Annotated in this window: 10 protein-coding genes; 2 read left to right on the top strand and 8 right to left on the bottom strand. The window is 70.5% G+C overall.

The features are described 5' to 3' along the window. Window positions 1–81: 81 nt before the first annotated feature. On the bottom strand, window positions 82–306 hold the full coding sequence (locus JR065_RS07530) for a hypothetical protein (protein ID WP_206233410.1): 225 nt from the start codon (window positions 304–306) through the stop codon (window positions 82–84). Between the two features lie 306 nt (window positions 307–612). Between JR065_RS07530 and JR065_RS07525 the strand changes: the two genes are divergently transcribed. Further along, window positions 613–2,148 carry a serine hydrolase domain-containing protein gene (locus tag JR065_RS07525; protein WP_206233409.1) on the top strand — a complete coding sequence of 512 codons (1,536 nt, stop codon included), beginning with the start codon at window positions 613–615 and terminating at the stop codon, window positions 2,146–2,148. 212 nt (window positions 2,149–2,360) lie between these two features. On the opposite strand, the gene JR065_RS07520 is transcribed toward JR065_RS07525, so the two are convergent. The 3 genes from JR065_RS07520 to JR065_RS07510 all read right to left on the bottom strand — a co-directional run bounded on the left by JR065_RS07520 (window position 2,361) and on the right by JR065_RS07510 (window position 5,921). Further along, complete coding sequence (locus JR065_RS07520; RefSeq protein WP_206233408.1) at window positions 2,361–3,125, bottom strand: isocitrate lyase/PEP mutase family protein; 765 nt, start codon at window positions 3,123–3,125, stop codon at window positions 2,361–2,363. Window positions 3,126–3,357: 232 nt separating this feature from the next. Next, window positions 3,358–4,182: a helix-turn-helix domain-containing protein gene (locus tag JR065_RS07515; RefSeq protein ID WP_206233407.1), complete on the bottom strand. Its 825-nt coding sequence runs from the start codon at window positions 4,180–4,182 to the stop codon at window positions 3,358–3,360. Window positions 4,183–4,388: 206 nt separating this feature from the next. Next, a complete protein-coding gene (locus tag JR065_RS07510; protein ID WP_206233406.1) occupies window positions 4,389–5,921 on the bottom strand; it encodes an FAD-dependent oxidoreductase in 1,533 nt (510 codons plus the stop codon). A gap of 314 nt (window positions 5,922–6,235) precedes the next feature. On the opposite strand from JR065_RS07510, the gene JR065_RS07505 reads away from it, so the two are divergent. After that, on the top strand, window positions 6,236–6,778 hold the full coding sequence (locus JR065_RS07505; RefSeq protein ID WP_206233405.1) for a hypothetical protein: 543 nt from the start codon (window positions 6,236–6,238) through the stop codon (window positions 6,776–6,778). A gap of 341 nt (window positions 6,779–7,119) precedes the next feature. Here JR065_RS07505 and JR065_RS07500 read toward each other — a convergent pair whose 3' ends face one another. The 4 genes from JR065_RS07500 to JR065_RS07485 all read right to left on the bottom strand — a co-directional run bounded on the left by JR065_RS07500 (window position 7,120) and on the right by JR065_RS07485 (window position 12,219). Continuing rightward, window positions 7,120–9,066 (bottom strand): beta-N-acetylhexosaminidase family protein, encoded by a 1,947-nt coding sequence (locus JR065_RS07500; RefSeq protein WP_206233435.1) that lies wholly within the window; start codon window positions 9,064–9,066, stop codon window positions 7,120–7,122. Window positions 9,067–9,476: 410 nt separating this feature from the next. Continuing rightward, complete coding sequence (locus JR065_RS07495; RefSeq protein WP_206233404.1) at window positions 9,477–9,728, bottom strand: hypothetical protein; 252 nt, start codon at window positions 9,726–9,728, stop codon at window positions 9,477–9,479. After that, the gene (locus JR065_RS07490) at window positions 9,725–11,050 is read right to left on the bottom strand and encodes a TFIIB-type zinc ribbon-containing protein (RefSeq protein WP_206233403.1); all 1,326 of its coding nucleotides are present in this window, start codon (window positions 11,048–11,050) and stop codon (window positions 9,725–9,727) included. Before JR065_RS07490 ends, JR065_RS07495 begins: the two co-directional genes overlap by 4 nt. Window positions 11,051–11,067: 17 nt before the next feature. Next, window positions 11,068–12,219: an SPFH domain-containing protein gene (locus JR065_RS07485; protein WP_206233402.1), complete on the bottom strand. Its 1,152-nt coding sequence runs from the start codon at window positions 12,217–12,219 to the stop codon at window positions 11,068–11,070. Between the last annotated feature and the right edge of the window lie 170 nt (window positions 12,220–12,389).

The raw sequence follows: 12,389 nt of genomic DNA, 5'->3' as shown, positions 1-12,389 counted from the left end.
TCGCGGCTGGGTTGCTGCCGCTGCACGGACCTCAGCCCAGTGCGGGCGCGCCTGCGCAGTTTCCGGATGCCTGGACGCGGCCTACCGTTGTCGCCGGCGGCGCCCGCTGTCGAGCCGGCGACGAAGCTGCTTGCGTTGCGCATCGCTGAAGAACCGGGCGTGGTCGCTGAGGATCGCCACGATCTGCGCGTGCGCCTGCTGCGCCCTGCGCGCCAGTTCCGCGGCGGCGGCCTGCTCGATCGCCTTCCATTCGGCCGGTCCGGCGTCGCGAGGGAGCGTGGGTAGGGGTGGAGGAGGTGACGCCATGGCTGGCAACTGCTCGGGTGGATGCAACGGCGATGCGAGAGGGCGGCGACGGCCTCGACTGTTGGCCGGACGCCGCGCCGAGGGACTGAGCGCTATTGGACACCAGGAACCGGGGCGTTGGCTATCGCGGCGCTGCCGGCGCGCGGCTTGCCTGCCCGCGGCCGGTGAGGCGGGCGCCGTAGGCCGGCGACCCGCGGCGGCACGCGCCGCATTACCAAAAGCACATGGTCAAGGCGAGGAGCCGCGACGACACTGGCGCGACCCTCTTCGCAAGGAACCGCGGTGGCCGCCATCTTCGTTCGGTACATGCCCGATCCCGCTGCGGTCCGCGTTCGCATGCAGGGCCTGCGCTGGCTGGCGCTGTGCGCCTTCGCGTGCGCCGCGGCCGCGAACGCGCAAACGCAGGCCACCCCGGATCCGCTCGCCGCGCTCGACCATGGCCTGCGGCCCAGCGTGAGCGCGGCGGCCGAGCCGGTGCCGCGGTGGTCGTTGGCCGAGCGCATGCGCCACCACAAGGTGCCCGGGGTCGCGATCGCGGTGCTGAGGAATGGCGACGTGGTGCAGGCGGTCGGCTACGGCGTGCGCGAGGCCGGCACCGACGACAAGGTCGACGGCGACACGCTGTTCTCGGTCGGATCGATCAGCAAGGTGGCGACCGCGGCGACCACGCTGCGGCTGGTCGCGCAGGAAAGGCTGGATCTGGACCACGACGTCGGCGACTACCTCAAGCGCTGGAAGCTGCCGGCATCGGCCGAGCTGGCGCAGCCGCAGGTGACGTTGCGGATGCTGATGTCGCACACCTCCGGGCTGGGCGTGCACGGGTTCGCCGACTACCAGCCAGGCGAGCCGCTGCCGACGCTGGCGCAGGTGCTCGACGGACAGCCCCCGGCCAAGAGCGAGGCGGTGCGCTTCAAGCACGCGCCCGGACGGGTCAACGACTACTCCGGCGGCGGCGTGACGGTAGAGCAGATGGTCCTGGAGGACGCGACCGGTACGTCGCTGCAACGGTTGGCCGCCGAGCAGGTGTTCGCGCCGCTGCGCATGCGCCGCAGCACCTTCGACAATCCGTTGCCCGCCGCGCGCGGCAACATCGCCAAGGCCCACGACAGCGACGGCGCGACCACCGCATTGCCGCGCGGCTGGGAGAGCTTTGCCGAGGCCGGGGCGTCGGGACTGTGGACCAGCGCCAACGACCTGGGCCGCTTCGTCGGCGCGCTGATCGAGAGCTACCAGCGACCCGGCGGGTTCCTGCCGCAGCCGCTGGCCACGGCGATGCTGACCGAGGTGTCGCCGAGCATGTTCGGTCTCGGGCCGCGCCTGGGCGGCGCCGGCATCGGCCGGCATTTCTTCCACATGGGCGCCAACGAAAGCTACCTGGCCTTCATGGAGGGCTACCCGGAAAGCGGCGACGGCTTCGTGATCCTGACCAATGGCAGCAACGGCGGCGAGCTGTGCTTGGAGATCCGCAATGCGCTGGCCGACGCGATCGGCCTCGGCGCGCATCCGCTGCTGCGCACCGTGGCGCCGCGGCTGCCGCCGTCGCCGGACTATGCCGGGCGCTACCGCCTGGACGCCGCCGTGCCGATGGAACTGCGCCGCGCACTGGCCGACAGTTTCGAGCATGCGGCGTTCCAGGTGAGCGTGTCCGGCGATACGGTCGAACTCGCGCTGCCCGGCAGGGCCGAGCCACAGCGGCTGCTTGCGCTGGGGCCGGCGCAGTTCGTGCATGCCGGCCTGTACACGTACCGGTTCGATTTCCGCCGCGACGCCTGGGGCGAGGTACGCGGGGTGACGGTGTCGATCCCCGAGGCGGATTCGATGGCGTACTACCTGCGCGAATGACATGCCGCGGCCGTGCCGGCGGCTCGAACCGGCGCATATGCCCGGCTCCGTCGCGGCCGCGCCTGGCCACGATCCGCCGCAGGATGCGCGCAGCGCAACGGGTGGCGCGCGGCAGAGGGTCGAGATCATGCGGTTGATCGCGTACGTTGCGTCTGCGTCTGCGTTGCGCTCGGGCGGCGCTGCGCTCCCGGGCAGCGCAGCGTCCGTCGTGATCAGCCGCCGGTGGTGCCGTACACGCCCCTGGCCGCCTGGCCGAGCGCGGCCATCGCCAGCAGGTACGGCGCCGGGCCGTGGCTGATGCGGGCGACGCCGGCCTTGGCCAGGTCGGCGATGGCCGGGGTATCGCCGGTACGCATGACGTTCACCGGCAGCGGCGAGGCGGCGACGATGCGCGCGATCAGCGCCAGGTCGCTCAGGCCGGGGACGAACAGGCCGTCGGCGCCGGCCTCGGCATAGGCGTGCGCGCGCGCGATCGCGGCATCGGCCATGCCGGCGTCGTGCCGGTCCGCCGGATGCTGGAAGAACACGTCGGTCCGCGCATTGATGAAGAAGCCGCTGTCGGCGGCGGCCATGCGCGCCGCGCCGATCCGTTCGGCCTGCGCCGCGGTGTCGCGCAGCGCGCCCGTCCCGGGAACGCTGTCCTCCAGGTTGCAGCCGATCGCACCGGCCGCGATGGCGCGTGCGACCGTCGACCCGACCGCGGCGGGTTCGCTGCCGTAGCCGCTTTCCAGATCGACCGTCAGCGGCAGCTCGGTGGCCAGGGCGATACGCGCGATCGTCGTGAGCATCAGCTCGGCGTCGATCTTCTCGCCGTCGGCGAAGCCATTGGCGGCGGCGATCGACCAGCTGCCCGTGGCCAGCGCCTTCGCTCCGGCCTTGGCCACCGCGACGGCGCTGCCGGCGTCCCAGATGTTGTAGAGGATCAGCGGGTCGGCAGAGGCATGCAGTGCGCGGAACGTGGCGGCCTTCGGGTTCATGGCGATTCCTTCGGTGGCAGGGAGTGATGAGGGATTCGGCGGCGCGCTGAGCGCCCGCAGAACGTTCGGATCCGACGCCATGCACGGCATCGGATCGTGGATCTAGACGGCTAGGGACCGGGCGGCACGCCGCTACCGCGGCCGATGCCGCGCGGGACGCGCGCTGCGCGCCGGGCGAAGACGCGGTACGACAGCGCGTCGGCCTTGCGCGACGCCGCTTGGCGCGGGACGGTCACGGCGCCGCCTGCGCCAGCGCACGGCAATGCGCGCGGGTCTGCTCGTCGAGCGGATGCATGCACTCGATCCGGGTTTCCTCGGCGGTCACGTCCCAGCTGGTGCCGAACGTGGTCAGGGTCGAGAAGAAACCCAACGGGCCGTGCGGTCCGGCAAACACGGTGGTGATGACCGGAAGCGGTGTCGCGCCCACCTCGCGCCGGCGCCAGGACGTGGGCGTATCGGGATAGCGCAGCACCTCGTCGAGCAGCGTGCGTGCGGTCCGGTCGGACGGCGCGCGCGCGATCGTGTCGTGCAGGTGGCGGATCAGGTCGGCGGCCACCGTGTCCCAGTTCGCGATGCAGGGCCGCAGGTCGTCCGGATCGAACACCTGGTGCAGGAGGTTGGCATGCTTGGGCCCGCCGGGCTTGAGCGAGTGCAGCAGGCGCGCCATCGCGCCGTTGGCCATCAACACGTTCCAGTGGCGATCGACGACGAAGGCGGGGAAGGGTTCCTGTTGCGCGAGGATCATCTCGATCGCGCGCGCGACCACCGCCATCTCCGGCGCGGTGAGCGCGCTCTCGCGGAACGACGGCGCGTAGCCGCCGGCGAGCAGCAGCGCGTTGCGCTCGCGCAGCGGCATGTCCAGCGCGTCGGCGATCTGGCCGAGCAGCTCGCGGCTGGGATGGGCCTTGCCGGTCTCGACATAGCTCAGGTGCCGCGCCGAGATGCGGCTGTCCAGCGCAAGGTCGAACTGGCTGATGCGCCGCGCCGCGCGCCACTCGCGCAGCATCTGCCCCAGCGGGTTGGCGGCGTGCGGCGGGACGGGATCGGGGCGCTTCATGGCGCGCATCATAGCCAGCGCCGGCGGCGACGCCATAACCTCCCAGGTCATCGCGTCGCGTCCGGCTCGCCCTGGCTGTCCGCTGGCGCCGATCGCGCGCCACATGGCCGCGGCCGCGGTTCGAAGTGCAGCCAGGGATGGACGGCCGCGCGCCGTAGAGAGGCGCCGCTATCGCCCGCGTTTGAACCGGAACCCGGCGCGACGGATCAGTCGTCCTCGCGCGGCCAGGCGTACGGCGCCAGCGGCGCGCTCGCCGGGCCGTTGAGCACGGCCCCGCTGTCGGCGACGAAGCGCGAGCCATGGCACGGGCAATCCCAGGACTTCTCCTGCGGGCTCCAGCGTACCGCGCAGCCCAGATGCGGACAGCGTGCGTTGAAGGCGTGCAGCGCGCCGTCGCCGCTGCGGTAGACCGCGACCCGGTGCACGCCGCGACGCACCACCGCGCCTTCGCCGCGCGCCAGCTCGTCGATGCCGCCGGCCTGGCCGCGCGCGATCCAGTCGCGGTACTGAACCGCGACGTTGGCGTTCTCGCGGACCCATTCGCTGCCCGCGCGCAACGGCTTGCGCCGCGGATCGTAGAGCGAGGTCCACGGATTGGCGCGGCCGTCGATCAGGTCGGACAGCAGCAGGCCGGCAATGACGCCGTGGGTGACGCCGTTGCCGGAATCGCCGGTGGCGATGAAGACGTTGTCCTCGCCGCCGGGATCGGCGCCGATGTAGGCCAGCCCGTCGGCGGGCTCGATGATCTGCCCGGACCAGTCGTGCGTGTAGCGGCGTACGCCCGGCAGTTTCTCGTCGGCCCAGGCCTGCAGCCGCACGTAGGCCTGCGGATCCTCGCTCTGGCCGGTCTTGTGGTCCTCGCCGCCGATCAGCGCGATCATGCCGCCGTGGTCGTGGTCCTCGGTCAGGCGCACGTAGTGGTAAGGGTCGCCGTCGTCCCAGATCAGCGCGTCCGGCAGCGCGTCGTCGGCGATCGGGCCGGCGACCACATAGCTGCGGTACGGCGCCTGCTTGGTGTGGATGGCGACGCGCTCGTGGAACGGCACGTTGCTGGCGACCACCACCGCGTTGGCGCGCAACGGTCCCGACCCGGCCAGCTCCACGGTGGCCGGCGCGCCGCCACGCACGTCGACGGCCTCGCCCAGGCAGAAGCGCACGCCATGCCCGGTGGCGGCGGCGGCCAGCGCGGACAGCAAGCGGCCCATGTCGATGCGCGCCTGGTCGTCGAACCGCACCGCCGCGCCGAGCTGGGGCAGGCCGGGAATGCCGGCGTCGAGGAATTGCGCGGCCAGGCCGGCCGCGACCGCGGCCTCGGTTTCCTTGCGCAGCCGGTCGGCATCGCCGTCGTGCGCGAACAGGTAGCCCGGCAGGCGACGGAAACCGCAACGCAGGGGATCGGCGGCCACGAAGTCCTCGATCCAGTCGATCGCCTCGGCATGGCTGGCGGCCGCCAGGCGCGCGCCGTGTTCGCCATGCAGTTGCGCCAGCGCGTAGTAGCGATCGTCCAGCGCCGAGGCCAGGTGCGCAGTGCTGCGCATCGACTCGCCTTCGCCGATGCCGGCGCGGTCCACCACCAGCACCCGGCGCCCGCGCTGCGCGCACAGCAGCGCCGTGGCCAGCCCGGCCACGCCGGCGCCGATGACGACGACGTCCTGCGCATCGGTGGGTGGGGTCTGCGCGAAGTGCGCGGCGGGATCGGCGCCCAGGGACCAAAGGGGCAGGGTGCGTGCGCTGGGCATTGAAGACTCCGTTGCCTGACTGCCGATCCACGATACGCAGCGCTCGTGATCGCCGCGTCAGCGCCGCGTCGCGGACTCGATCACGTCACGTACTCCTCGGCGGTCGACGATGGCCTGCGCTTGGACAAGCGCGCCAGACCCGCAGCGCAGGCGCGATGTCGCTTGCGCGATATGGCATGATCGGATCGCGGATGGGGATCCGCGCAACTCGATGGCAGCGGCGATGCCTGCCGATATGGCGCAACACGGCGTAAGGCTACGCAGGGTATGAGGAGATGCGCGGCCCGACGGGAAGGCTCGCCAACGGATGAACGATGACCATTGCACTGCTTGCCCTGCTACTGATCGAAGCCGTTCTGCTGGTCTCGTGGAACCGCGCGTATTTCGCCTGGGGGTTGCCGCTGTTCAGCCGGCGCATCGCGGTGCCGACCTCGGCACTCGTGCATTTTCCCTTCGAGCGGCTGCAGGCGGAGGTGGCGTCGGAAAAATGGCCGGAGCTCTTGTTCCAGCCGCTGTCCAAGCGCAGCTGCGCATTCCGCGAAAGCCTCGGCATCCACTTCGGCTGGCGCTATCCGCCGATCATGCGCGGGCTGATCGTGATCGACCGGCAACGCCGCGAGATCCGCGTGGTCGGCTGGTGCAACTGGACGGTGCTGTATGCGCTCGGCACCCTCATCGCGGCACTGGCCGCCAAGCCCGCGGCGGTGCCGATCGTGGCGTTGCTGCTCGGGGTGAGCTATCTCATGCAGCGGCACCGGTTCGCCGCGGTCGATGCTGCGGTCCGCAGGTTGCTGACGACCTGCGAGCCGCAGCAGCCGATCGTCGACGGTCCGTCCCCGGTGGGGCAACGCCTTTAGGCCTGGCTCGGTGCGAGCGCGTGGGCACTTGGTTCGCGATCACCTTGGTTACAGAGACATCGGTGTCTTCCAACTGGCCGATTCGGCTTGTGTGCCGACACCGATTCGCGCCGACGCCAGACGCCGCGTCACCCGTCCGGGACCAGCACACCTGGATTGCAGTGGCGGACGCACAGTCCTTGCCTGTGCAGGGTGACTTCATTCGGACGCGTAAGGCCGGACAGGCCACAGGCGTCGGACACGGTCGGGGCTGAAGCCCCTCCTACAATGTTCGGCAGCAATTCGCGGGCGCTGCAGGAGGGGCTTCAGCCGAATCGCCGCGAGTTCGGCCGAAGCTGCGCCTATTGCTGCGGCTGCGGACGGTAGATGAGGCGAGGGGCGTCCATCACGAAGGTGTCGAGCACGCCGTCGGCCACCTTGACCGGACCCGCAAAGCGGGTCGCGCCCGGAATGGACTGGATCGCGGCCGCCTGGTCGGCAAGCCGCCTGGCCTCTTCGAAGGCGCGCGACGCGGCCGGGTCGCCCTCCAGCGCGCCCGCAAGCCCGTCCACGCTCAGCCGCAGGGAACGTCCCCACAGCTGCGCCGCGTCGAGCCAGGGACCGGCTTCGCTCGCGAAGCGCTGGGTGGCCACGCCGGCACGGATCCGGTCCGGCGCCGCCGCAAGTGCGTCGGCGGCGCGGCCTAGCGCATCCAGCGCGGCAGCGATGGTCGCCGGATCGCCATCGGCGAGCGCATCGCGCGCATCGTCGACCAGCGCCTTGAGCCGCGGCGCTTGCGGCTGCCACGGAAGGTGGCCGAAGGTGGGGGCGAGGTGCTGGGTGTCGAAGAAGGTCAGCAGCGCCTCGGCCACGCGCGGGTCGTCCCCGGCGAGATCGCGCGCGGCGGCGCGCCAGGTTCGCTGCGCGTCGTAGCCCGCATCGTTCCACGCGAACGCCAGCAGCCCGGCGACCGCAGGCCGGCTCGCCACCTCCTGGTTCATCGGGTTGGAGACGATGCCGCTCAGCTCGGCGGAAAGACCCGCCTGCCGGCGGTCGTACGGCGCCATCAGCAGACGCCCGGTCGATTCGGCGAAGTCGTTGACCGGGTAGTTGTCCCATAGCAGCGTCCTGCGGCCGAAGGCCTTGGTCGCGGTGCGCGCATCCAGGACCGAGATCGAGGCCGGCACCACGTCGGTGCCGGTCCATTGAATCACCACGCGCGGATCGAGCTTCTCGCGCAGCGTCGCCTTGTACGGCGATTCGGTCACGTTGAAGTACTCGGTCGGCACCATGATCAGCGAGCCGTGGCCTGCCGCGGCGATATCCGCCTGCACCGCATTGAGCAGCGTGGCCTGGGCGGTGGCGGCCGCCTTCTCCGCGGAGGGACCGAACGCCGCCTCGTCGCCCTTGCAGTTCCACTTGGTGTATTCGATATCGTCGAACGCGACGTAGAAGCTGCGCACGCCACGCGCGCGCAGCGCGGCGAACTTGCGCCGGATCGCGTCCAGGTCGGCCGGATCGCTGTAGCAGACCGACGGCCCGGGCGAGATCGCGTAGACGAAGTTGACGTGTTCGCGGTTGGCCACCTCCACGACCTTGCCCAGGGCGCGGAGCGTGTCGGACGGATAGGGCTCGCGCCACCGTTCGCGCGCGAACACGTCGTCCTTCGGGCTGTAGATATAGGTGTTGGCCTTGAAGCGCGCCAGGAACGCGATATGGTCCGCGCGTTCGGCCATGGTCCATGGCTTGCCGTAGAAACCCTCGATCGTGCCGCGCACCGGCATCGCCGGATAATCGGCGATGGCGACGGAGGCCACGCGTCCGCGCGCGACGATCTGGCGCAAGGTCTGCGCCGCGTGATACAGCCCGTCGCCGTCCCGGCCGGCAAGGACGATCAACGCGCCGGTGCCATTGGCGACGCTGCCCAATGCATAGCCTTCCTTGCGCTCCGGCACCGACGCGCCGGTCCGTTCGAGCGCCTCGCGCACCGGCGCCGCGTCGGCGACACCGAGCACGACATGCACGGTGTCCAGCTGCGCCGGCAGCGTCGACGCGACCCGGATCCGTTCCACGCCGGCGGCGGCGAGGACCTCGCGTACCCGCTTCTCGGCGGCCGCATCGGTGCCTTTCGGCCGCACGATCACCACCGACCGGCCGAGCGCGAAATCCGGTCCGATCAATGTTGCCGAGGCCGGGGCAGGGAAGATGGCCGGCGCGGTGGCGGCCGCCGCGCTGCCTGGGAGCCACGCGAGCGCGAGCGCCAATGCGGCCAGCACGTTATCGACGCGAGCGGATCGGGTGAGTCGCATCGAAATCTCCAGTTCGGATTGGTATTTGATTGATCTCGGATGGTATCTACCAATGGCGAGCAAGTCGAGGCATCGCGGTGGGCGTTGGGAACCGGGATATGAATCGGCGGGTCGGCACCCGATATCGGTGGGCAACGTAGGCCAGCCGGATGCCGACGCTCGCGTTCGCCTGCCTGAGCCGCGTCGACTCGTCCGCAGACTTCGCGGGGTATGTTTCGCGGGCAGCGATTGACGCGGGACTGTCCGCCCATGGATTCGAAGTGCGGGCGCACTGCCTACGCATCGGCCGCACGCGCGTCGGTTTGCCGTAGCCAAGCGCCGCGGTTATCAGTGGCGCATCGGCAGACCGGACCATCGCGCCCGCCGCTCCGTATCCATGCGGGCGTCGCCCGCCAGGCGCCGGCCGGGCTTCAGCCCGTGTCCCGCTGCACGCGCGCCCGATACGCGGACACATTGTCGCCGCGGATGCGCCGCTCCTGCGTGCCGGTCACCGTGTCGACCTTGGCGTCCGAGCCGGTCACCGGCTTGGCCTCGACTATCGTTTCCCGCTCGAAGGCGTGCGACTTGTCGGTGTTGCGGTAGTACCGGTACAGGGTCCAGTACAGCGCGGTTGCGCCGGCCGGGCCGGCCAGCAGCAACCAGAGTCCACTGTCGTCGCTCATGAGGTGGCTACCACGATCCAGAGTGCGATGGCTTCGATGAAGGTGCCGGCGGTGAGCGCGGCCAGCAGCAGCTTCCACTGCTGCACCGGCACGCTGCCCATGGTCTCGCCGGTGCGCCCGTTCACCGCGATGTAGTGCAGCATGCCGCCGTTGCGGCCGGGCTGGTGGTACGAGTACAGCCACACCGGCAGGTACATCGACACCCAGCGCGTGCCGTGGACGTCGAGCCGTTCGCGCTCCCAGCGCACGCCGCGGTCGTAGCGGCGCACGGACCCTTCGACCTGGGCGCGGGCGATCGACAGCAGCTGGTCCTCCAGCCGCGGCAGCAGGTGCTCGACGTCGCGGTTGCGCTTTTCCGAGGTGAAACCCGCCAGGTACGATGCGTTCCATTTCACCGCGTTCTTGGTGTCGAACGGCAGGATCGTGTTGATGATGTTGTTGGTGTTGACCCGGGTATCGAGGTTGCCGCGATCGGAGGACGATTCCAGCGGCAGGTCGTCCACGGTGAAGTCCACGTGCCGTTCCACCCGGTAGACGTCGGCGTCGTAATAGGTCTGCTTGTTCTTCTCGGTGCCGCGCGTGTACTCGCGCGTCTTGATCTCGCCGTGGCCGGCCACGCTGGCGCTCGCATTGCCGTCGACGATCATGTAGGGCAGGTAGACGCCGAGGACGTTCTCGGGCGTGAACTGCTCCTTGAAGGCCTTCAGCGCGAACAGGCGCCGCTTGTCCACGAACTGGCGGATGCGCGCGACCGCATCGTCCTTCTTGACGTGGAACGGCAGCACCGCGTCGGGCACCGCGCCGTTGGCCACCTGCTCGTTGACGCCGAACACATGGCGGCACCAGTGGCACCGCGCGGTCATCGCGCTTTCGGTGTTGATGGTGACCTCGGCGCCGCAGCCGGTGCACTTGAAGCTCATCAGGCTGGCGGCGTCCGCTTCGATGTCGCGCGCGCCCGAGGCGATGACCGTGCCGCGCAGTTCGCCGACGCCTTCTCCGAATCCGAATTGCTCCTCGACCCGCACGCCGTGCCACTCGTTGCGGCAGTACTGGCACACCAGCAGGTCGGTGCCCAGCTTGGGCCGGATGTCGGTGGCGCCGCACTTCGGGCAGCGGTTGAGGCCGTCGCGGAGTTCGGCGGCGGCGGTGTCGATGGCGAGCGGGTCGGGGGCCTGCAGTTCGTCGCGGATCGGATCGGGCAGGGTCGCCGGATCGAGCGGCAGGCTGCCCGGCAGCGGCGGCACGTCCTGCGGCGAGCCGGGGCCGGTCACAGGCGCCGCCGGCCGCGGCGGCAACGGCGGCGGGGTGTTGGGGCTGGACATGATCGGCGCGCCTGCGGTTACAGGCCCAGCGCCTTGGCCTTGGCCGCGTCGTAGTCGCCCTGGGTGATCAGGCCCAGGTCCAGCATCTCCTTGGCCTTCTTCAGCTTGGCGACCGCGTCGTCGGCGGCCGGCGCGGCAGGCGCGACCGGCTGCTGCAGGCCACCGACGCCGCCGACCATGCCCGTCGCCATGCCCAGGCCGACCAGGCCTGCGGCGCCGCCGTTCTCGCCCGCCGACTGGATGCCCTGGGCGACGCTGGCCTGCAGGTTGGAATTGCCGCGCGCGCCGGACAGCGCATCGGCGCGCTGCACGGTCTTGAGCAGTTCGCGCGTGTTCGCGTCGTACTCGATCGACACGATGGCGGTCTTGACGATGGCCAGGCCGCGGTCGGAGTTCCACTGGTAGGCCTGCTCGACCGCATCGGACAGGCTCTTGGCGAAGCCGAGCGAATCCTGCTGCAGCTTGGTGATGCGGTTGCCCTTGCCCGGGTCGTTCGTGTACAGGCTGAAGGCCGGCGCGAGCGAACCCACCACCTCGTTGAACAGCTGGTTGGCGGCGGCGTTGTCGAGGTCGGTGAAGTCGAACACCTGCCCCGGCTGCAGGTAGCGGGCCGGCACGAAATTCTTCACGAACAGGATGGGATCGACGATCTTCAAGGTGTACGAGCCGCGCGTCACCGCGCCGACCTGCGTGCCCAGGAAGCCGTCGTCCCAGTAGATCTCGGACTGCGTGCCGAACCGGTTGTCGGGGAGTTCCTTCAGCGACACGAAGAACGCGGCCTGTTGCGAGCCCGGCTGGCCGCCGAACTTGAAACGCTCCCAGCTCTGGCGGATGAGCGGCGTGACCAGGCCGTCGCCGGCGAAGATCGACTGCGAGTTCGGGTCGTCCGACCGCCATTCGTAGCCGCCCGGCTCGGCGGCGAACCCGGTGATCGCGCCGTCCTGGACCAGCAGCAGCCCATAGCCTTCGGGCACGACGATCTTCGACCCGTTGCTGATGATGTTGGAGGAGGCGCTGGTGTTGGAGCCACGCCCGGCGTTGGTCCCGCGCGGAACCGCCGCGAACAGCGCCGCCGTCGACGGCAGGCCGTCCGGCACGGTGTAGAAGTCCTTCCACTGGTCGGCCAGAACGCCGCCGACCGCACCCGCCACCGCCTGTACCAGACCCATGACAAACTCCCTGCGATTCGTGGACGGGCAACCATGCCCATCATCTCGCCGGACTATATCAGCAGCGGGCAGGGCGTGAAGGAGGGGGACGTCCGGCTGCGTGCCGCGGCTTCGTGGACCCGCGACGCGCACCGATCGCGCGCCGCCCGGCCGGAAAAGCGAGGCCCCGC

The sequence above is a fragment of the Xanthomonas sp. genome (assembly GCF_017163755.1).
Lineage (GTDB): Bacteria > Pseudomonadota > Gammaproteobacteria > Xanthomonadales > Xanthomonadaceae > Xanthomonas_A.
This window is presented reverse-complemented; position numbering and strand designations above follow the sequence as displayed.

Excerpts from the sequence above, each read along its gene's own strand:
- JR065_RS07530 (WP_206233410.1), bottom strand. The coding sequence starts at position 306 with ATGGCGTCACCTCCTCCACCCCTACCCACGCTCCCTCGCGACGCCGGA.
- JR065_RS07525 (WP_206233409.1), top strand. The coding sequence starts at position 613 with ATGCCCGATCCCGCTGCGGTCCGCGTTCGCATGCAGGGCCTGCGCTGG.
- JR065_RS07520 (WP_206233408.1), bottom strand. The coding sequence starts at position 3,125 with ATGAACCCGAAGGCCGCCACGTTCCGCGCACTGCATGCCTCTGCCGAC.
- JR065_RS07515 (WP_206233407.1), bottom strand. The coding sequence starts at position 4,182 with ATGAAGCGCCCCGATCCCGTCCCGCCGCACGCCGCCAACCCGCTGGGG.
- JR065_RS07510 (WP_206233406.1), bottom strand. The coding sequence starts at position 5,921 with ATGCCCAGCGCACGCACCCTGCCCCTTTGGTCCCTGGGCGCCGATCCC.
- JR065_RS07505 (WP_206233405.1), top strand. The coding sequence starts at position 6,236 with ATGACCATTGCACTGCTTGCCCTGCTACTGATCGAAGCCGTTCTGCTG.
- JR065_RS07500 (WP_206233435.1), bottom strand. The coding sequence starts at position 9,066 with ATGCGACTCACCCGATCCGCTCGCGTCGATAACGTGCTGGCCGCATTG.
- JR065_RS07495 (WP_206233404.1), bottom strand. The coding sequence starts at position 9,728 with ATGAGCGACGACAGTGGACTCTGGTTGCTGCTGGCCGGCCCGGCCGGC.
- JR065_RS07490 (WP_206233403.1), bottom strand. The coding sequence starts at position 11,050 with ATGTCCAGCCCCAACACCCCGCCGCCGTTGCCGCCGCGGCCGGCGGCG.
- JR065_RS07485 (WP_206233402.1), bottom strand. The coding sequence starts at position 12,219 with ATGGGTCTGGTACAGGCGGTGGCGGGTGCGGTCGGCGGCGTTCTGGCC.